The organism is Sunxiuqinia sp. sy24, assembly GCF_052677165.1.
The window spans coordinates 477480-499586 of sequence record NZ_JBQYLH010000001.1 but is presented as its reverse complement, the minus strand read 5'-3'; the positions used below and the strand labels follow the sequence as shown (position 1 = coordinate 499586).

General features: G+C 43.5%; 17 protein-coding genes. 13 read left to right on the top strand and 4 right to left on the bottom strand.

What is annotated here, in order from left to right:
- The first annotated feature begins 3 nt into the window (after positions 1-3).
- From ACUNWA_RS01910 to ACUNWA_RS01870, 9 genes are all read left to right on the top strand, one after another.
- Positions 4-870: a 4Fe-4S dicluster domain-containing protein gene (locus ACUNWA_RS01910; protein ID WP_445590187.1), complete on the top strand. Its 867-nt coding sequence runs from the start codon at positions 4-6 to the stop codon at positions 868-870.
- Positions 863-2095, top strand: a complete 1233-nt coding sequence (gene nrfD, locus ACUNWA_RS01905; RefSeq protein ID WP_445590186.1) for an NrfD/PsrC family molybdoenzyme membrane anchor subunit — start codon at positions 863-865, stop codon at positions 2093-2095. The genes ACUNWA_RS01910 and nrfD overlap by 8 nt, the downstream gene beginning before the upstream one ends.
- Before the next feature lie 41 nt (positions 2096-2136).
- Positions 2137-2847, top strand: coding sequence for a glycine cleavage system protein H (locus ACUNWA_RS01900; protein WP_445590185.1), 711 nt, complete (start codon positions 2137-2139; stop codon positions 2845-2847).
- A 204-nt stretch (positions 2848-3051) separates the two neighbouring features.
- Complete coding sequence (locus tag ACUNWA_RS01895; RefSeq protein WP_445590184.1) at positions 3052-4722, top strand: ATP-binding protein; 1671 nt, start codon at positions 3052-3054, stop codon at positions 4720-4722.
- An 11-nt stretch (positions 4723-4733) separates the two neighbouring features.
- Entirely contained in the window at positions 4734-6074 is a 1341-nt protein-coding gene (locus ACUNWA_RS01890) for a sigma-54-dependent transcriptional regulator (RefSeq protein ID WP_445590183.1), read from the top strand.
- Between the two features lie 83 nt (positions 6075-6157).
- Positions 6158-6688 carry an archaemetzincin family Zn-dependent metalloprotease gene (locus ACUNWA_RS01885; protein WP_445590182.1) on the top strand — a complete coding sequence of 177 codons (531 nt, stop codon included), beginning with the start codon at positions 6158-6160 and terminating at the stop codon, positions 6686-6688.
- 265 nt (positions 6689-6953) lie between these two features.
- Positions 6954-8507: a pyruvate kinase gene (locus ACUNWA_RS01880; protein ID WP_445590181.1), complete on the top strand. Its 1554-nt coding sequence runs from the start codon at positions 6954-6956 to the stop codon at positions 8505-8507.
- Between the two features lie 137 nt (positions 8508-8644).
- Positions 8645-8836 carry a cold-shock protein gene (locus ACUNWA_RS01875; protein WP_445590180.1) on the top strand — a complete coding sequence of 64 codons (192 nt, stop codon included), beginning with the start codon at positions 8645-8647 and terminating at the stop codon, positions 8834-8836.
- Between the two features lie 450 nt (positions 8837-9286).
- Positions 9287-10738: a hypothetical protein gene (locus ACUNWA_RS01870; protein ID WP_445590179.1), complete on the top strand. Its 1452-nt coding sequence runs from the start codon at positions 9287-9289 to the stop codon at positions 10736-10738.
- Positions 10739-10837: 99 nt separating this feature from the next.
- Here the strand turns inward: ACUNWA_RS01870 and ACUNWA_RS01865 are convergent, their stop codons facing one another.
- From ACUNWA_RS01865 to ACUNWA_RS01855, 3 genes are all read right to left on the bottom strand, one after another.
- Positions 10838-11272, bottom strand: coding sequence for a hypothetical protein (locus ACUNWA_RS01865; protein WP_445590178.1), 435 nt, complete (start codon positions 11270-11272; stop codon positions 10838-10840).
- Positions 11273-11361: 89 nt separating this feature from the next.
- A complete protein-coding gene (codB, locus tag ACUNWA_RS01860; protein WP_445590177.1) occupies positions 11362-12615 on the bottom strand; it encodes a cytosine permease in 1254 nt (417 codons plus the stop codon).
- A 24-nt stretch (positions 12616-12639) separates the two neighbouring features.
- Positions 12640-13635, bottom strand: a complete 996-nt coding sequence (locus tag ACUNWA_RS01855; protein WP_445590176.1) for a hypothetical protein — start codon at positions 13633-13635, stop codon at positions 12640-12642.
- A gap of 398 nt (positions 13636-14033) precedes the next feature.
- Here ACUNWA_RS01855 and ACUNWA_RS01850 point away from each other — a divergent pair, with 398 nt between their 5' ends.
- From ACUNWA_RS01850 to ACUNWA_RS01835, 4 genes are all read left to right on the top strand, one after another.
- Positions 14034-16205, top strand: coding sequence for an ATP-binding protein (locus ACUNWA_RS01850; RefSeq protein WP_445590175.1), 2172 nt, complete (start codon positions 14034-14036; stop codon positions 16203-16205).
- A gap of 135 nt (positions 16206-16340) precedes the next feature.
- Positions 16341-17297: an ester cyclase gene (locus ACUNWA_RS01845; RefSeq protein ID WP_445590174.1), complete on the top strand. Its 957-nt coding sequence runs from the start codon at positions 16341-16343 to the stop codon at positions 17295-17297.
- Between the two features lie 201 nt (positions 17298-17498).
- On the top strand, positions 17499-19733 hold the full coding sequence (locus tag ACUNWA_RS01840) for a hybrid sensor histidine kinase/response regulator transcription factor (RefSeq protein ID WP_445590173.1): 2235 nt from the start codon (positions 17499-17501) through the stop codon (positions 19731-19733).
- A gap of 79 nt (positions 19734-19812) precedes the next feature.
- Positions 19813-20823 (top strand): hypothetical protein, encoded by a 1011-nt coding sequence (locus tag ACUNWA_RS01835; protein WP_445590172.1) that lies wholly within the window; start codon positions 19813-19815, stop codon positions 20821-20823.
- Between the two features lie 178 nt (positions 20824-21001).
- On the opposite strand, the gene ACUNWA_RS01830 is transcribed toward ACUNWA_RS01835, so the two are convergent.
- Entirely contained in the window at positions 21002-21988 is a 987-nt protein-coding gene (locus ACUNWA_RS01830; RefSeq protein WP_445590171.1) for a 3-keto-disaccharide hydrolase, read from the bottom strand.
- Between the last annotated feature and the right edge of the window lie 119 nt (positions 21989-22107).

Here is a 22107-nt window from a genome sequence, read left to right as displayed (position 1 = left end):
ATTATGACAATCGATCGTAGAAAATTCTTCAAAAGCATTGCGATAACCGGCATGACCATTATCGGTGTCAATGCTTCGGGATCGCCCAAGGCGAAGTCTGATAATGAGGATACCGAATTTCACGGAATTCTGTATGATTCAAGCATCTGTATCGGCTGTCAGGCTTGCGAGAAAGCCTGCGCCAAAGCCCACGACCTGCCCGAACCGACAGACAAACCTGAAGTAGGAGTGTTGCGCAAAACCAGTGAAAATCAACGCTGTGTCCTCAACAGCTACGAAACCTCCCAGGGCGAAGTTTATGTGCGTAACCAGTGCATGCATTGCAATGAGCCGGCCTGCACAGCTGCTTGCCTGACCCAGGCCATGTACAAAACCAAAGAGGGGCCAGTCATCTGGCGCGAAGACAAATGTATGGGATGCCGCTACTGTATGATTTCGTGTCCGTTTGATGTTCCAAAATTTGAATATGGAAGCAACAACCCGAAGATTCAGAAATGTGACATGTGTTACGACCGAATCATTAAGGGCGAAAAACCGGTTTGTGTAGAAACCTGTGGAGATGCCCTGTTCTTCGGAACCCGAAGGGAGCTAGTCGCTGAAGCCCGTCGCCGGATCGCGGAAATTCCCGAGCTCTATATCGATTCCATTTATGGCGAAAAAGTAGCTGGTGGCACGGGCTATTTATACCTTGCTCCGGTTACCGCTGACGAACTAGGCTTCGACACCAGGATTCAGAAATCCTCTTATCCGGCCCTGACCAAAGGATTTCTGTACAGTGTCCCTTCTGTTTTTGTCCTTGTGCCTACGCTATTACTAGGCATTCATGAAGCTACTAAATCAAGAAAAACTAACAACGAAAATTATGACTAGCCCAATAATTCCATTAACCAAAGCAGACAAAAATCAATCGACCTGGCGATTTTTGATGAGTGAGCTGAAGCCCAGAGGGAAATGGTCAACGCCCTTCAACCTCATTTCCATTCCGATCATTCTGGTAGGCTTGACGCTCATTGTCATCCGTTTTTCACAAGGCCTTGGAGCAGTTTCCAACATCAACCAGGAAATCCCCTGGGGGCTTTGGAAGGGCTTCAACGTGGTAACCGGCGTAGCTTTTGCCGGCGGCGCCTATGTGCTCACTTTCATTGTCTATATTCTAAAGGTCGACAAGTTTCACTCCATCGTGCGGGTCACGGTGCTGAACGGCTTTCTCGCGTATATGTTTTACGCCGGAGCGCTGGTCCTTGATCTGGGAAAGCCCTGGAACATCTTCAACCCGATTATCGGCAACAATTTTGGAGCCAGCTCGGTGCTGTTCTTGGTAGCCTGGCACTTTTTACTCTACATTGTGGCTCAGCTGATCGAATTTTCGCCGGCTGTTGCCGAGTGGCTAGGTGCCCGTCGTGCCCACAAACTACTCTCCGGCCTAACCTTGGGAGCCGTTATTTTTGGCATTACGCTTTCCACGCTGCACCAATCCGGCTTAGGTGCGCTGTTTCTGATGGCCAGCCAAAAGATTCACCCGCTGTGGTACAACGAGTTCATCCCCATTCTATTTCTGGTATCCAGTGTCTTTGCCGGCCTCTCCATGGTTATTTTTGAAGGCTCCATCAGTCAGCGGGTATTTTTCAGAAAGATTAGCAAAAAGAACCGTGAGGCTCGCAACAACATGGTACAAAGTCTGTCCAAAATCTGTGCTTTTTCCATGTTCGCCTATCTGGCCATGCAATTTCTGGTCTTCATACATGGGCAGCATTGGGATCTACTCAATACACCTATGGGCTATTGGTTCTTACTCGAGATGATTGGTTTTGTGCTTATTCCGATGGCCTTATTTTTCTACGCTTCTCGCACATCCAGCATCTTGCTGAGCCGGGTAGCCGCTATCATCACCATCCTCGGAATTATTCTGAACCGGCTCAACGTATCCATCATCGCCTTCCGCTGGGACGCCGCGGTACACTATGTTCCCTCGTGGATGGAAATTGTCGTCAGCATTACCATCATTCTCATTCAGATTTGGATTTTCCGCTGGGTCATTAGTAGAATGCCTGTGCTTGACGAACCGCCGAAGTGGGCAAAAAATAACAATCATTAACCCGTTGCTGAGTTTGATTCAACAACCTAAAATATAAGATCATGGACGGATTTTCATACACCAATATCTTTGCAACCAAAGGAATCGAGTACCTGGCTATCATTGGCTTTTTCCTCTTAATGATTCCTTTCTGGATGCTACTGACAAGAAAGTCGAAGTCTGCCAGCCAAATGCAACTGGCTGGCAGACTGATCACCGCTGCCACGCTGCGTATTCCTCACGGAATCTTCTTCAGCAAGTTTCACAGCTGGGCTTACCTCGAAAAAAGCGGAGTAGCCAGAGTTGGGCTTGACGACCTGCTGCTACATCTGACCGGCGAAGTAAACATTACACACCTGAAAGAACCGGGCGACAGAATCCATAAAGGCGAGCTGTTAACCCAGATCAACCAAGACGGGAAAAGCCTTCGTATTTTCTCACCTATTTCGGGTGAGATTCAACAAACCAACGAGATGCTGGCCGACGAGCCCGGTCTGATGAAAGAGGATCCGTATCGGCAGGGCTGGATGTACGCCATTAAACCATCGAACTGGAAAGCAGATACAAACACGCACTTTCTGGCCGAAGATGCCAGCAACTGGGCCGCTCAGGAACTAAATCGCTTTAAGGACTTTCTCTCGGTCTCGGTAACGAAACACCTGGCCGATCCCACTCAAGTGGTGCTGCAAGATGGAGGCGAGCTTGTCGATCAACCACTGGCCGAATTGCCTCCGGAAGTATGGCAGGACTTCCAGGAGACATTCCTGTCTTAATCAGCTCAATCTAATACGCTTGAAGCCTGGTGCTTCATGAAAAGAAACGGTTTTGAGGCGGTGTGCAAGCCACATCGCTTCAGCCGTTTTGACGATTTAAATGACTGGCTATCGCAATTAGATGTTATAAAACAAAATGAAGAATAGACTCCGGTTTCAATTTTCGACTAACTTCGTCCTAATTACTAACTTTAGCCTGCACCCATGCCCTGGTTAAAAAAAATAGAACAAAAACAACGCGTTGGCAGCCCCTTGGTAAATGGGTATGTCAAGTTCCGGTCCTCCATCTACGGACGGGTCGTTTTTATCATCGCTATCTCGTCCTTCTTTCTGTTTGTATCCTTTGGTGTTATTTTCCGTTCGGTGAATGAAAACTACATGAAATCGGTGATCAGCGAGAACGGCAACAACATCGGGTTTCTGGTAGAAGGAGCCTTGTATGATGCCATGCTGAAAAATGACCAGGCCTCGCTTCAGCGGACGCTTGACCTGATAAACGACATGTCGGGCATCGACAATGTGAGCATGTACGACACAAACAACAACTTGGTGTACACGTCAATTTCGAACAACTCGGCCAACCACAGCGACCCCGACTGCATCAGCTGTCACCAGGATTTTGGTCAGATGTTTTCGACCGAAGAAAAATCCTACCGGATCATTGAAGCCAAAAGCGAGTGTATCATGAATCCGGACAACGACAGCATCCGGAACCTAATGATCAAATCGCCCATCCTAAACAATCCTTCCTGCCACACTGCAGCCTGTCATGCCCACAGCGCCGATGAAAAAGTGCTGGGCTCGCTGATGATTAAAATGCCCTTGGCGAAACTGGACAGTGCGCTCGAAGAGTCAACCACCGATTTCTTTCTGATGGCTGCCCTGATGACCATCCTGCTCATTCTGTTTTTAATCCTATTCACGACTAAAAAAATTAAAAATCCGCTGAATGAGATTATTCGTGCCGCCGAAAAGGTCGCCAAAGGCGATAAGAGCACCCGACTACGAATTAAACCCAATTCGTTATCCGACATGCGCATGGTTTCCTACGCCTTCAACGAAATGCTGGACAACCTGCACACGGCCAACACCGAACTACAGAACTGGTCGCAGCAACTGGAATATAAGGTGCAGAAAAAATCAGAAGAACTGGGGCAAGCCCAAAATGAACTGATTAACATTGAACGCATCGCCTCGCTGGGCAAGCTCTCCCTGTCGGTGGCGCACGAAATTAACAACCCGCTTTCCGGCATCCTGATTTACACCAAGCTTATCCACAAACAGCTGAGCAACCCGAACCTCGATCCGGCGAAGGTAAACACCATGCTCAAGAACCTGAAACTAATTGAAAGCGAGACCAAGCGCTGTGGCGACATTGTGAAAGGCCTGCTCGACTTCTCTAAAAAAGACCAGGAAGGCTTTGAAGCCAAACACCTGCATGGCATCTTAAACGATACCGTTGAACTGATGCACCACCCCATGAAAATAGCCAATATTCACTTTTTGGCTGACTTATCGGCAAAAAATGACTTGATCTTTTGCAGCCCCAATCAAATTAAACAAGCCTGCATGGCCATCCTGGTGAACGCCTCCGAGGCGGTTGGAGAAAACGGAGAGATTACTCTTCGCACGCTGAACCCCGATCCTAATCACATCCGGATTGAGGTCATTGACAATGGCGTTGGCATTGCCGAAGCCGACCTGCCTTATGTGTTCGAACCCTTCTTTTCGACCAAGGAAAAAGCCAGCGGCATCGGACTGGGCTTATCCATCGTTCATGGAATCATTCAAAATCACAAAGGAGAAACAGAAGCCAAATCAGAACCAGGAAAAGAAACAATCATAGCTATTACCCTGCCATTACTAAAGACTTAAGCAAAACAACCATGACCAAAAAAATCGCCATACTTGTCGTCGACGATGAAAGCTCTGTAAGAGATTCCTTATACAATTGGTTTATTGAAGACGGCTATCATGTGGCCTGTGCCGAAAATGCCAAAGTGGCGCTGAACAGGCTGGAATCCGAAAGCTTTGACATTGTGCTGGCCGATATAAAAATGCCGGGCATGGACGGACTGGAAATGCTCAAACGCATCAAAACCATTCAACAGGATGCCATCGTGATTATGATGACTGCCTTTGCCACCGTTGAAACAGCTGTTCAGGCTCTTAAAGACGGAGCTTTCGACTACGTAACCAAGCCCTTCGACCCCGACGACCTGTCGCACCTCATCCGCAATGCGTCGAAACAAATCACGCTGATGGAAGAAAATGAGGTGCTGAAAGATAAAGTTGTTTCATTGGAAAATGTGGAAGATCTGATTGGTGAAAGTGAAGCCATGACACAAGTACTGCGCGAGATTGAAAGTGTGGCACAATCCAATGCCTCGGTCATCATCACAGGCGAAAGTGGCACCGGCAAAGAGCTGGTAGCCCGCGCCATTCATGCCAATTCACCCCGGCGGTACTTTCCGCTAGTCAGCGTTCATTGCGGTGCCTTATCCGAAAGTTTGCTGGAAAGTGAACTCTTTGGGCATGAGAAAGGTGCTTTCACCGGAGCGGTTTACAACCGGAAAGGGCGTTTTGAAATGGCCGACAGCGGCACCATCTTCCTGGATGAGATTGCGACAATCTCTCCGAAAATGCAGGTTGAGCTACTGCGGGTACTCGAAAGTAAAAGCTTTATGCGCGTGGGCGGAAACAAAGAAATCAAGTCTGACTTCAGGGTGATTTGCGCCACTAACCGCGACCTGAAAACCATGGTAGATAATGGTGTCTTCCGCGAAGACCTCTTCTACCGCCTCAACGTAGTCAACATTAACGTACCGCCCCTACGCGAGCGCACCGATGACATTCCCCGCCTAGTCGATTATTTCATCAAAAAATATTGCACAACCATGAACCGGGCCATCATGACCATCGATCCGGCCGCCTTAAAACGACTGGAGGAATTTCCTTTCCCGGGCAACATCCGTGAGCTGGAAAACATGATCGAACGAGCCATTGTGGTGGGAAATGGCAAGAAGATCACCTTGAAAGATCTACCGATCGACCGGCCGGAATCTACACCTTCTTTTGAAAGTCTGAATGACATTGAAAAACATCATGTCCTTCAAATTCTAAATAAATACAACTGGAACATTTCGGCCTCGGCCAAAGCGCTGAAAGTGGATCGGGTAACTTTATACAACAAAATCAAAAAGTATCAACTCAAGCAAAGCAAATAGCTTGTCAATTGGCAGGAATGGGAAATTTGACTCATTCAAAGTTCAAGCTAAAACTACCAATTGCCGCTAAAACCGCCTGATGCATGAAGCCGGAAAACATCACACTAATTTCATTCGGATATTTCGAGAAACGTTTTCTCGGTGAAATCATGTATGATGTCGAACGCGAATTTCGTATCCCGGTCATCGTTCGTAAAGGTCATCTCGATTTAAGTCTTTATTTTGATCCCACACGCCGGCAATACAACGGCAACCGCCTGCTGCAGGATATTGACCTGCAATTTGCTTCGGATCAAGCCAAAACACTCGCCGTTTTCAATGTTGATTTGTACATCCCCATCCTCACTTTCATTTTCGGGCAAGCTTTTTTAAACGGACGCTGCGGCATCGCCTCGGCCTACCGGCTGCGAAACGAGCGCTATGGCATTGAGGCCGATGAGCGCATTTTTGTCGATCGGCTGCGAAAAGAAGTCATCCATGAGCTGGGGCATGCCTTTGGGCTCATCCATTGCATCACGCCCACTTGTGTGATGCGGTCAAGCACCTACGTCGAGGATATTGACCAAAAAAGCTGGTCTTTCTGCCCTAAATGCAGAAAACAACTGGGAGTTTGAGGCTCAATGTTCGATACTCAATAATGATAACAATTACCTGCGTTCGTTTTTGGAATTTAAAAAACTGTAAGATTTAACGAGCCTGGTTATTGAATCCCCCACGCGACCACCAGTAGATTAGTGCTAGGTTCGAAAAAAATAGCTCGCTAAGCACATCAAAAAGAAAAAAGCAGTGATAGCAAGACATGAAAGTATTCTTATCTTTATGTTTTATTTGCGAAAGGATGAACGGTCACCAACTCGTCCAACTAAAAAATTAAGCCCCATGACTATGAAGCCAATTGATGTTGATAAGTTAATCTTTCGGTTGATGACAATCAGGGAAGCGATTCTCTCGTGCGAAAAAAGCTATGAGCCAATGATTCAATCGGTACATCCCAACTACCGATACAGCGTACGTAATTTTATTCGTTACCTGAAACTGCGCACCTTTGAGCTTCGCCAGATTCAGGAAGAATTGTCGGCAATGGGACTGTCTTCCATCGGTCACTCGGAACGTTATGTTTTAGCCAACATCGAAAACATTCTCTACTTTTTACACTTGTACCAAGGGGAAAAGTTTCGGGGAAACTACGACTTAGGGGAACACCCGGTCAATTATTTTCGGAGCAACGATGTGCTGGAAAGCAACACCACCCGACTTTTAGGCAGGAGCAACCAGTCTCTCAACACCCGCATTATGGTTACCTTACCATCGGAAGCCGCAAGCAACTACGAACTTGTGAAACGGATGATTGACCAAGGCGTTGAGGTAGCACGAGTAAATTGCAGCCACGATACGCAGGAAGATTGGGAGAAAATGATTGCTCATATCCGCCAGGCTTGCCAGGAAACGGGACAAGAATGTAGGATCTATATGGATTTGCCCGGGCCCAAAATGCGCACGGGCCCTGTAAAACTGAGAAAGAAGAAAAAAAAGAAAAAGCAAGTCGACTATGTGACGCTACATAAAGGCGATCACTTACAGGTGTATCGGGAAGAAGTTTTGGGACACGATGCCCAATATACGAAAGACGGTGAGCTGATTGCTCCTGCCAAAATCTCCATCGCATCCCCCATACAGTTTACCGATTTAAAAGAAGGGGAGCATATTTGGTTCGACGATGGCAAAATTGGGGGCATCATCACCAGCATCACCGATGAATACCTGGATGTGGAGATCGTACGGGCCAACATGGAAAAAGGAAGTAAGCTGCGCGCCGAAAAGGGCATCAACCTACCGGACTCGAAGCTGAACCTACCCTCGCTCTCTCCCGACGATCTGAGCTTTTTACCTTTCCTGACCAAACAGGCCGACATCATCGGTTATTCGTTTGTACGCCAAGCCGCCGATGTCATTGCACTGCAAGAACAACTGGAAGCCTACGGACGTTCGGACATCGGGCTGGTTCTGAAAGTTGAGAATCGCGATGCCTTTGAAAACCTCCCCGAGCTGCTAATTACTGCCATGCGCAATCCCAACATTGGGGTGATGATTGCCCGTGGAGACCTGGCCGTTGAGCTTGGTGCTGAGCGAATATCCGAAGTTCAGGAACAAATTTTATGGCTGTGCGAAGCTGCATTCATTCCAAACATTTGGGCCACCCAGGTACTGGAAAAACTATCGAAAGAAGGCGTGGCTACCCGGGCCGAAATTACCGATGCCTCCATGGCAGCCCGCTCCGAATGTGTTATGCTTAACAAAGGAGACAACATGCTGGAGACCGTGCAGATTTTGTCCAACATCCTGCATCGGATGGAAGCACATCAATATAAAAAGAAGGGAACTTTGCGCGCCCTACGCGTGGCCGAGGGCTTTCTTGAGCAGCAGAAAATGTAACGTTAACAATCCAATCCGGGAAGTAGCATGCGTGATAAAGAAGTGCTACGAAAGTAAAACCTACAGGCTTTTTTTGAGAATCATGCAATTATCCCAAAAATTAGCCTTAACTTGCAAGCAATAAATCTATTAATATCATGAACAAAGGAACAGTAAAATTTTTCAACGAATCTAAAGGTTTTGGATTCATCAAAGATGCAAATTCATCGAAAGAATATTTTGTGCATTCATCCGGATTAATCGATAATGTCGGTGAAAATGACGAAGTAACCTTTGATTTGCAAGAAGGCAAAAAAGGATTAAATGCAGTCAATGTTAAACTAGCTTAGTTTAAAATAAACTCACCATTTAAAGATCTTAAGTCCCATATTTTATGGGACTTTTTTTATGCCTTCTTCTCTGAAGAGAAACTATCTGCCTGAAATTGTCTTCATCAGGTACAACGACATTCCTCTTTTCCATGGAAATTTAATGATGTCCTCATGAGAACTAATTTCCTGGATTGGCATCTACAAGCATTTGATCGTTTTCAACAAATTGAGTCCAATTGTTAATATCTACGCCATCTCTCCGCTAGATTTATAAAAAGAAACGCTCGCTGCCCACAACTAACCGATCTCAATATATCACTAATTAAAAAACACTTACATAATACAAATTCAATCTATTCTGAAAAAAACACCAGGTTAACAGCCCGAGCTTCTTCGTGGGCAATGAATTAATGGTACGAGTTTTGTCATTCTTGCTAACAAGAGATCTTTCACTTAATATTTAACGTCATGAAAAAGTTTATCATCATATCCATCCTCGCTCTGCTTACAGCAGCAACGAGCACCATTCAGGCAAAAAATTACCCGGACGAATATCTGGGTCTGCCAGGAGACAACCTAAACCTCTACGCTACCATGAAACTCTTTCAGGAGTCTGAAACCCTTGAAGGTTTTGAACGAAGCCTGAATGATGAAAACTCACGCATCAACAACCTCGACCTGAACGGCGACAACCTGGTCGATTACCTCATGGTCATAGACTATGCTGATGGCAATGGACACACCATCGTTTTACGGGCTGCACTAAACCGAGACGAAACACAGGATGTAGCCGTCTTCACCGTTCAACGTTTCAACGATGGATCAGCACGCGTTCAGCTTATTGGCGATGAAGCACTTTATGGCCCAAACTACATCGTTGAGCCCATTTATGCTGACAGCCAGGAGACTCCCAATCCGGGTTACATCGGAAACTCAACCGTGACAAAACGTCCTACAGTAGTCGCAGTCACGACCTACGAAGTAGCCAGTTGGCCCGTCATTCAGTTTATCTATCGCCCCAGCTACGTAAGCTGGCACTCATCCTGGCGATGGGGCTATTACCCTTCATACTGGAATCCATGGCGCCCCTATTACTGGCATACGTACTACGGTTACCACACGCACTATCACAATCATTACTATGGGCACTACCGCCACTGGAATCACCATCGATACAATCGTTACAAGGACTTCTATTACAGTCGCGTTCGGACCTATTCGCCCAGAGTGTCGGCCAGAATAAAAGATGGGCACTATAAAAAAACCTATTCGCGGCCTGACCTGAGAAGAAGAGGTGACGCACTTTATAACAAAACAACCCGCAAGAACCAAAGGACGCGCGAAAGCTATTCAAGAACCAGAAATAGAACATCCAGCTCGCCATCAGTAACGAGCCGGTCAACCAATCGAAACAGTTCAGCCTCTCAAAGACGCTCAGTTTCAAACAGCTCAACTCGCACGGGTACAAACTCGTCCATCAATCGGGGAACCGGAGTTACACGTAAGTCAACAACGATTCAGCCCAAAAGATCGGCTACAAATCCTTCTTCGGGACGCAGCACGAATGTATCGCGTCGGTCAGGCTCAACAGGTAATTCGACCTACAGAACTAGCACAAGTTCTTCTGTAAATAAAAGAAGTAGCCAATCGCCTAAGTCAACAACAGTAAGAAGTAGCAGAACAACACGATCGTCCTATTCAAAACCCAATAGCAGCGCCCCCAAGCGATCATCAACTGCTGTTTCAAAAAAGTCGACCTTCAAGCCGAAAACCTCGTCCAGGTCGTTGAGCTCAAAACGTTCATCGAGCCAGCCCAAATCGACTGTCAAAAGAAGTCGTTCAAGCAGCCGAAATTCAAAAATATCAAATAAAAGCAGCCAGTCACGGAGTTCTTCCAATGGAAGGTCCGGACGCCGCTAAAACACAAAAAGCTAAAAGCAAAAAAGCCGATCCATCTCTGAATCGGCTTTTTTAGTCCCTCTAAAATCAAGCCTTGCAGCCCAATTAAATTTCTATTTTTTATCGTATCAAGGAAAGATTCTCATGGACAACTTCAGGATTAAAAGCCAGTAACTCATCCGAGTAAATCATCTCTGGAACCCGGTGATACAGAAAAATGCGTTTATTCAGAACATGGGCAAATCCCATTTCCAGAAAGGTATTTCCCCCAATATAATTTGTGACTCCTTTTTTATCGAAATTTAAAACCAGAATGGCATCTGCCTTTTTGATCTTCTCAAAATAATTCCGGATTACATCATGCTCAATTTTACGCTGAGCACTTTCTCCGGCATTTGTCTTTTCTGCCAAATATTCCTCCAGTGTGAGTTGCCCGGCTATAATTTGCCGGCTAGTTAAAGGAATATCCACCGTATGCCCCAGCTGGCTTAACCCTTGGGCAACCAAAGCTATTTGTGGCGTAAAATCGATGCTTGAACAAATTACTATATGCATTTCAAATTCATTTTTAATTTATAAAGCAAACACGTTCTATGAACTCGTCGATTGAAATTGACAAAGAAACATGCTGACTTTGCTGGACACTACCCCTTGTCAGCTAGCGTTTTCGTTTTTAGAATCACCTTTTCAATTAACACATAAACAATGATGGATGTAAGCACGCTATTTACCGGAGCAACACCTGGCAAAAAAGTAGCTGCTAAAACACCCGCCCCCCAGGCCGCAACGGCTGACCAGCGAAATCGACTGATCGTCCTCTCTGCTAATCCCACATATTTCATTTTATGAACCAGGTAGAAATCGGCTATGAGCACCCCGCCAATGGACGGTAACATGGTGTTCAACACATTAAGGAAACCTACAAAATTATTGTATAAATAGAGGGCAAGTAACGTTCCTACAATACCATTTACAATCACCATCACTTTTTTAGGAAGACGGGTAATATTCGAAAACCCAAGTCCTGAAGCATAAAGCGCATTGTCATTTGTCGTCCAGATATTTAACCCAAGAATTATCATGGCCCAAACAATCATTCCCTGCTGCATTAAAACATCACTAATATCAGACTGTTGATAAAAGGCAGAACCAATAGCACCAAACAAAAACATCAGCGAGTTACCCACAAAAAAAGCAATCAGAGTCGTAGACAAAGCAATTTTACTGTTTTTCGAAAAACGGGTGAAGTCGGGGGTTAGTGTTCCTCCACTAATAAACGAAGCCACACAAATACCAATGGCAGCATAAAGCGTAAGTGGGTTTGACGGAACAATATCGAACCAGGCTTCTGTTCCACCAAAATCGTTAAAAGCCTTTCCTACCGACATTAAACCCAAAACCGTAATGGAAGGAACAGCAATAAAACTAAGTATCGTCAAGGCTTTTATTCCGAACCAGGCTGTCGCCGTCATAATCAAGCCCGAAAGAATAACCAGCATGTATATATTTAATCCGGTTACTTTTTGCACCGGAATAGCAAACATAGCCACGCCAACACCAAACCACCCAATTTGCGTAAATCCCAGCAAAAAGGAGGGCAATATGGATCCACGCTCGCCAAAAGAATAACGCGCCAGCAAGTGGGTTGATAAATTGGTTTTGGCGGCAATAAAGGCAAGTAAGCCAGTGTAAATTCCGAGAATAAGATTACCAAACAATACGGCAGTAATAAAATTAGCAGCCGTTAGTCCCGCTCCTAAGTTTCCACCAGCCCACATACTGGCCGAAAAAAAAGTGAAACCCAACATAACAACCAGCATGGGCCAAAATCCTTTTTTACTTTTTTCATCAACAGGCGACAGTGAAAAGTCGTGATCAAAATGCGTCGTCTTTTCCATTCTTAATATTATCGTTTGAATTGATTATGAATTTGCAATGGCTTTCAACTTATCCAAGTGACAGCTTGCTACTTCCTGCAAACTAACTTCAGAGAACCGGCTGGCATCAAGCTCAGGGAAACGTTCGCTAAGCAACTGCTCAAAAGTTCGTCCCCTTCGGGCCATGGTATGCACCTGTTCCCAATATTCGATTACATCTTCCAGGTACTCAGGAAGCCAAAAAGCTCGCGAACCAGCATCGTAAATCACACAGCGCTCAATAGCATACGCAGGAGCCTCATACTGACTTTCGATAAACTCCGGAGCCATTAAAGCTTCGCGTTTTACCAAATCGGTACCTGTCAGTTTTATCGTTAATGGAGATGAAATGGTTGGAACAGTAAAGCGTCCTTCGATGTAACACAGCGTGGTTGACTGATATCCTTCAAACTTTTCCCGACACAGCGCATCTACTTTTTCCAGAATTTCTTCCGTTCGTTTTCCTCCAAACGTGAAAAACAAAATCGATTCAATATTGATGTTATTCATTTCGGCTTGTTGCACCAAAGCTTCTAAGCCAAATTCTAAGCTTGTACCTGTAGCAACAACATCTCCAATTACAATTTGTGCCGATGGTGGCATGTAAACTTTTTGGTAATCGCTTTCAATAATATGCCATTCTTCCGACTCCGGATTTCTGCGCGCCCGCTGAGCACTGATGAACGAAGATCCATGTAAGTTCCAGCCAAAAGCATCGGCAATAGCCTGACGCAAACCAAAGTTTAATCCACCCCTCAAAATATTAAAAACAATGGTCTTTCGCTCTTGCAGGTTGATAACTTGTTCTTCTTGCATACCTTTTAGCGCCAAGGAACATGCCCGGCCTAACTTCTGCGTATAATCAACGCCCATAACGGTTGTATCATTGCAAATTGCACGCGTTTCGGCGCTGGATACAATCAACCGATTGACACTTACCTTCCCCTCTTCTTCAATTCTATATATTGAAGAATTATTTTTCTTTGAAATTCTATTCAGCATTTCTAAAACATTTAATATTTAATCGGGAGAAACAGGAGATCAGAATAGTCTCGAAGAGTGCCCCGCGTATTCAGAATTACCCTCCAAATACCGGACTACAAAAATGCCTTTTATAAATTTAAAATCAAAAATTGAAGTTCTTAAAACAGCCATTAAAAACCATCTCTTTTCCTTTTATTAACAAGAAGACAAAAATGCAAGTATTTCGGAATGAACTTGACTCCACTGAATCCCGAAAGTTGCAAGTTGAATCATAAAATTCGGGGGTACGCTCCCAACCCTTCAGCCTGGTAATGGGCTTGAAGTGAAACTCTGCCAATTCGCCCAACGTATTGTTCTCGGCAGCCTTCAATTAAACACGCAAAACCGTTACCAGTCTAAAGAAAGGCCCATAAACCATGAAAGGCATTTCCAGCAAAGAGATTATCGCCTGGATTGACCGCTACCTGGCAGATCCGCGTCTTGACTCCGAAACACAACTCCGAAAACGTTGGGCATGGATTTGGATGGTTGTTACTTGTGTGTTCGTCATTATCTCTTCCTTCGTTGAACTCGTTGTGCTGAAACTTTGGCCTATCTGGTGGTTCGCCATCGTATTCTGGGCCGGCTATTCAATCGGTTTTCCCTTGTACCGAAGGATGAAACGCTTCGATCTGGTGATCAACATTCTATTTTCCATCTATATTGTCGCGGCACTGTTCGCCATGTTACAATCCGGAGGAATAACCACTTCCCTGGGTTTTATTTTCATCGGGATGAACTGTGCCATGGGATCAATGCTGGCCGGAAACCTGCGCTGGACCATTGGGATGTTTGTAACTTACTGCATTACCATTATCATCCTCGGACTTTTCCAGTCTTCGCTCACCACACCCGCATACATTACTCCGCGTGTTAATACCATATCCTTTGTCGGACTTTCCGTTTGGATTAACGCCTGCATTTTACTGATTGTCATTTTATTTATGAAAGACAAAAGTCGTTATGAAAAGTCGGAAGCAGAGAAACTACGGAAAATTGATGAGGCAAAAACCAAACTTTTTACCAACGTTTCCCATGAATTCAGAACACCACTAACAGTCATACAAGGAATAGTGGACCAGATGGAACAACATCCTGAAAAATGGATGCTAAGTGGCCCCGAAAAGATCAAAGCACAAAGCCAGCTTCTTCTTCACCTTGTAAACCAGATGTTGAACATTGCCAAAATTGAAGCCGATGAAATGCACCTGGAGCTAATTCATGGAGACATCTGCAGGTTTATCCGCTATGTTGCAGCTACTTTTCAAAGCCTGGCAGAAAATGTGAGGGTTGAACTTATTCTGAACCAACAGGAAAACCCAATTTATACCGACTACGACCCCGACAAACTGATGCATGTTATTTCCAACCTGTTATCCAATGCCATTAAGTTCACGCCTCCCGGAGGAATTGTAAGCCTTGATGTTTCAAGGACGTTTGAAAAAAACAAGGAATCCGTTCTTATTTCAGTGCGAGACACCGGGCGAGGAATTCCCGAAGCTTCAGTAAGTAGAATTTTTGAGCGTTTTTACCAGGTCCCCGACAAACACGACCAAACTCCGGGAACCGGGCTCGGTCTTGCAGTTACCTATGAACTGATTAAGTTGATGAATGGGATGATCAGTGTAGAAAGCCGGGAAGGTCAAGGTTCGGAATTTACCGTTCTGCTTCCCATTTCGAAAACGACAAAAAAAATCGCAGATCATGACGTATCCATAATAAGCTCAGAGACGGTTCATACGGAAATTACAAAACCCAAGATCGATAAAAAAACAGATGAGCCAGATAATGAGCAGGCGGAGAAACCGGTTCTACTCATTGTAGAAGACAACAAAGATGTGGTCGAATACCTTCAGGCAATCCTACAAAAGGAATACAATTTAGAACTTGCCCCCAACGGAAAGTCCGGTTTTGAAAAAGCCCTGGAAATCATCCCGGATATTATTCTTTCGGATGTAATGATGCCTCTGATGGACGGTTTTGAGATGCTCGAAAAGCTGAAAGCTGATATTCGGACCGACCATATTCCGGTTGTGATCCTAACCGCCCGCGGTGATTTCGATTCGAAACTCGCCGGACTCTCAATTGGAGCCGATCACTACCTGGTTAAACCCTTCAACGAAAAAGAACTTCGGTTAAAACTGGGCAACCTGTTGCAACTAAGAAGGAAAATGCAAAAACACTTTGGCACACTCCCTTTTCAATCCCAGGATGAAAACACCAAGTTTGAACCGGAAGGCCAATTCATAAAACGAATTAATACACTGATTGAAAAAGAAATGGGAAACGAAGACTTCGGAATCAATGACATTTGTTTTTCAATGAACATGAGCCGGGCTCAACTTTATCGAAAATTCAGTGCAATCACCAATAGCTCTATTGGTCGGTACCTTCGGTCGTTTCGCTTGCACAAAGCCAAAGAACTGCTGGAGAAACAGGACAAAAACGTTACAGAAACAGCTTTTGAAACCGGCTTCAAAAATCTATCGCACTTCAGCACCTGCTTTCACGAGGAGTTTGGCTTCTCCCCAAATAAGCTTCTTCGCTAGCACAACCAACATTCGAGACAAACGCCAAAACATCTGAGACAATTACCAAAGCACAAGCTTCTGCTTTGTCGTAACTTTAATTGTACGTTCCCAGCTATACGCATCTACATTCTAAACCTTTTAAATTCAAAAAAGATGAATAAAATGATTGTCTTATTATGGAGCATAAGCCTACTTTTTGCGGGCTGTGATGTGAACGATTCAATATCGCCCGAGATCGACAAAAACTTAAAATCAGCCGAGATGAAAATGATTCCAATCAAAGGCGAGATGCAATCGCATGTAACTGAAACTCTAAATGATATTCCTGTAATTGGGAATCTATCCGGGAATATTTCACATTTAGGGAAGCTGATCACCGATAAAAGCACCTGGTATAGCATTTCCGTGGAAATGAATGAGCAAACCTGGACCATTTCGTGGGAAATGTTTGGATCGGTTTGTGCAGCCAACGGCGATTTTCTGAAATACACGCTTACTGGGGAATTTAGCATTCCAGATAATCAGATAACAGGACAAGCTGTTTTTGATGGCGGCACCGGCCGTTTTTGTCAGGCGCAAGGTACTATGGAATTTACCGGTTATGCCGATGATCCCATGAACATTACAACAATGTATATGCAAGTTGAAGGTCTGATCTCAAATGTTGGGAGCAGTCATAACGGCGAAAATGCAACGGTAGCGCAAAATGAATCCATTGCCGGATCATTTATTGAAGCGTGGGATAAGCATGATGCCGACATGCTAACCTCCCTATTCGCTGATGAATTTACCTACACGGCAGTAACAACAGGCAGTGCCTATACCGACAAAGATGCACTCGCCATATATGCCAATACCACAATTGCCGGAATACCGGACACTGGATTTGATATCATTTCCATTGTGGCCAATGAACGATTTGCTGTAGTTGAATGGATTTGGAAAGGAACCAACACCGTTGGCTGGCCAGCAATGGGCATTCCGCCCACCGGAAAGTATTTTGAAATGCCCGGAGCTTCTGTCATGGAAGTTGAAAACGGTAAAATAATCTGGAACAAAGATTACTGGGACTGGAACACTTTTATGCAATTAATCGGGGTTAGTCTCTAAACTGGCCCTGATCAATAAAAAGGCCGGAATCGCTTCCGGCCTTTTTTAGCTTGTCAAACAGAGGGAAGATGTATACTAAGTTCTCAAATTTTCGTTTTAGAACACAACATAGATATATCGAAAGTTCAATTATACGCCTTCTTCATCCCTAACAACTTATTTTTTCCCTCTGCGTAAGTTAAGTTACTCACAACACTCTTCATGCAACGTATCATTCTGACTATAAACAAACTTAAAAATGCTGTTTCATCATGGCTTGATATTCACTTGGAGACCCCAGCCGATTCTCCGGAAACAAAAGCATTAAAAATTAGATTCACTCGATATCTCATCGCTGGTATTCCATTTCTGATTTTGACCGGATTAATACTCTGGATAACTGGGCTTACTCATGTTTCAATTGTTATGAATCTATTTGCATTATTCGAACTTGTGCTATTTGTCAGCCTTATTCTTCATCGTAAACATGTAAACATATTTGTTGTAACTAACCAATTTTTCTACGTCCTGTTTTCTTTTGCCGCAGTCTTGTACTTCGGAGGAATTATGTATTCCGGAGGGGTGGTGCTGGTTGGGTTGGCGGGCGTGCTCCATTCCTTGTATTTCCTAAAGCCATCTCAAATTCACATTCTTTTTATGGTGTATATTATCACCGTAATTACAGAGGCTATACTGCAACCTCATTTAGTAAAACTCCCCGAAATTACTCCCACAGCTAACCTGATTCTTTTTGTGCTTCATTTGTTTGTAATAGCTATCGTTTTTAAGAGTTGGCTAAACTTTTTCATAAAACAAAGCATGTTACTAAAAACAAAAGAAGTTGAACACCTAAAAGAAATTGATACAATTAAAACCGACTTTTATACCCAAGTAACCCGCGAATTTCGCACCCCACTTACCATCATTTTAGGATACTCAAATCCGGCTGCTAAACTGTCAATCTCCGATTTTCAGCAGAAAATTTCAATTATTCATAAAAATGGGATTCGATTACTTCACCTGGTCGATAAGATGCTGAACCTCTCCCGCCTTGAGGCAAATGCCATGCAATTGAATTTCATTCAATCAGATATTCTATCCTACATCCGACAGCTTGTTGACATCATCAAACACATGGCGAAAGGAAAAAGCATAAAATTGCACTACCAATCGCCATTAAAGGAATTAAAGATAGATTTTGATCCTGACAAAATTGATTCGCTTTTAAGCAATCTGATCTCGAATGCTATAAAATATTCACCTGAGAATACGGATGTTTACATCGTAGTCTCTACACTTCAGTCATATAGAAAGCAACAATTTGGGTATTGTGTTTTTCCTGAAAGAGAAAACAATAACCAGCGTCATTTAAAGATAACAGTGAAAGATGGTGGCGTTGGAATAACTGAAAGTGAATTACCTCTAATTTTTAATCGGTTTTATCAGGGGGAAAGCAACAACAGGCACCAATCCTACGGAGCTGGCATTGGACTGTTTATTGTTAAGGAATTAGTTGACTTGCTGGATGGAAACTTGTTTGTTTCGAGTAAGCCGAATATAGGAACAGAAATTACAGTACTTCTACCCATTTCAGATAAAATTGCAATCTCAAACCCCTTTGACTCCAAAGAACATGTCAAAAAAAATAAGTTAACAAAAAACGAAATAGATACTGACCTGACTTACGACAAAAAAGAACTTCCTCTTTTACTTATAATTGAAGACAATAACGACATCGTAAACTATTTAAAATTCATTACAATAAAAAACTTCAGGATAATAAGGGCCGAGCATGGAACACAGGGCATCGAAATGGCACTAAAAACAATACCTGATGTCATTATTTTAGATGTACTGATGCCCGAAAAAAATGAACTCAAGGTTTGTGAAACTTTAAAAAATGATTTTCGAACCAGTCATATTCCCATTATCATTTTAAGTGCAAAGGTAGATAAACCATCTCAAGTTTTGGGTTACAAACATGGAGCTGATGCCTATATTACCATGCCATTCGATCAGCAGGAACTATCCGTACGCCTGCAAAAACTAATAGAAGTCCGTGAAAATTTGAAGGCTAAATATAAAACATTGGCACTGTTCTCCGACGCACCTAATGAAAATATTCAAGATCCGGATGAGCAATTCCTTCTAAAAACTAAAAAAATTATTGATGATTACTTTAGTGATGATAGCTTCAGTGTCGTTAAGCTTTCGAGCCTGCTTGCAATGAGCCGTTCGCAATTATTCAGAAAACTAAAGGCTTTAACCGGTTTGTCAGCCACTCAATTTATTCGTTTCTATCGGTTGTCCGTTGCAAAAAACAGAATTCAAGAAACCAATCTTACCATTTCGGAAATTGCCTATGAAGTGGGCTTTAAAGATCCTGCATATTTTTCACGGGTGTTTACCGATGAATTTGGAGCACCACCCTCATATTGGAGAAACCATCAACATTAGTCCAATCCTTTGCAACATTAATGCAAGTGCTTTCATAAGAAATTATCTAACTTTTTCTCTAAACCCAAAATTTAAAGCCATGAAACGAATATTTTTATTAATTACAATTTTGATGGTCGTTATAGCCTGCGAAAACGACAATCTTTTTCAGGACAATGAAGCACAGCCAATTGAGAAGTCAGCAGTTATTCAGGCTTTTCCTGAAGTAATTGAACTAACGGCAGGCTTTCAGCCTGAAGGAATTGCAATTGGAACCAACCAGACGTTTTATGTAGGTTCTTTAAGCAGCGGACAAATCTATAAAGGTAATTTGAGAACTGGCAAAGGAGAACTACTTGCAATACCAACAGTTCCTGACCAATTAGTGGGTTTATCTTTCGACAAAAGGAGCGGTTATTTGTATGGTGCGAAAGGCTTTTCAGGGATGGGAGCAGTCTACAATTCAAAAACCGGAGATATTATTCAATCTATTCCACTGGCATCTCCTATGACTGATTTAATTAATGATGTTGTTGTCACTTCAGATGCAGCATTCTTTACCGCCTCCTTAACCCCTACTCTGTACAAAGTACCATTAACAAAAAATGGACAATTGCCTGATCCTGTTCAGGTCATTGCCCTTCCTCTATCCGGAGATTTCAATATGAATCCAAATCCAATGATCCCACAGCTGGGCGCATTTTCAAACGGTATTGATGCCACCGAAAATGGCAAGCAACTGATTCTGGCAAACACCGGCCGAGGTGAGATATATCGTGTTGATCCATATTCCGGAGAAGCAATATTAATCGATCTAAATGGAGCCTTACTCCCCTTTGCTGATGGCATTCTGCTGGATGGTGATATTTTATATGTAGTACAAAATATGCTTAATCAGGTTGCAATAGTTAAGCTATTTCATGAATATCTCAAAGGAGAAATTGTTGGCACAATACAGCATGACAGTTTTGGAATTCCAACTACCGCTTCCCAATTTGGGGATCATCTCTATTTCGTAAATTCTCATTTTGATATTGCTCCGCCAACGGACATCTTTCCGGATGTTGAATTTGAGCTTATTAAAGTACCGAAGTACAAAGTTAATGACTAGCACAAAGAGACAACTCTTATCGTATTTCTGAAAGAAGCTAAAAGAGGAATGAAAATTAGCTATATTCAATAAAAAAAGGCCGGAAATGATTCCGGCCTTTTCCACCTCTCCAAAAATGTTAACTTACAGGCACTTGCGCGAGCTCCACCTTTCAAGAAAACTAATCTTACGATGTCACTTAGTTGACAGCGGGTGTAATCACAAATTTGCGGAACTCGATAGGACCGTGATCACCCTGCACCATGATGGGACCTGGTTCTCCTTCTTTACTATCAAGCGAACCTCCTGTAATTCCGGGAATTGGACGATTTGAAACAGTTTCAATGCCATTATGAACAACTGTTACATGGCGACCAACAAGCGTCACTTCGTAAGTCTGCCATTCGCCCGGTTTTTTAGCTGCGTTAACTGAAGGAGCAATAAATCCGTAAATACCACCAATACTTACCGCATCAGCTCTTCCTTTTGAATCTTCAATTTGGAGCTCGTAACGGCCCCGAAGATAAATTCCACTGTTACTTCCTTCCGGGTACCGGAATTCAATGCTTAGTTTGAAATCGTCAAATTTTTGATTGGTAACCAGGTTGCCACCTTTTTCCGTGTTCACCATGACACCATCAACCATCTGAAATTTATTGTTCGCCGGAATGATCCATTTGTCCATGTTGTCCGTGAGCAGGTTGATCGGATTTCCCCAAATCGCTGGCTCTGTTCTTTCCAACGAAGGCGCACGAACACCGGTCCATTTCAATTTATTGCCATCAAGCACTTTATATCCGGTCAGCACATCATCTTTTATCGTGAATTCAAAATAGATATCATCAATATCCATCCACTGCGGAGGAATGGTAAAATGATATTTATCTTCACTAGCTGAATAGTGTATTTCGGCAATTGGTCTTGCACTTCCTTCGTATCCTACATAGTATCCTACAAGCGTTGAGAAACCTGATAATTTAATTTCCAACCATCCGGGGAAACCATCTGAGGCCATCAACCCGTGTCTGAAAATTCCAAGATTCTCTAATTGGTCTTTCTCCATGGTGATCGTAAGATCCCATTTGCCAATCACATCCGAGTCACTATCAACGCGTTGCGCCTGACCTGGAAGGAAACCAATCAAAGTAAATACAAATAATAATAGGAATGCTTTTAGTTTTTTCATGATAATGTTTGTTCGATTAATAAATGCAAATTTTTCGTTTCCGTACAAATCTAATTAAAAACTACTTCAGATTAAATCCCAATATACTAATCAAGTGCGTATTTGGAAAGGCGTTCTGT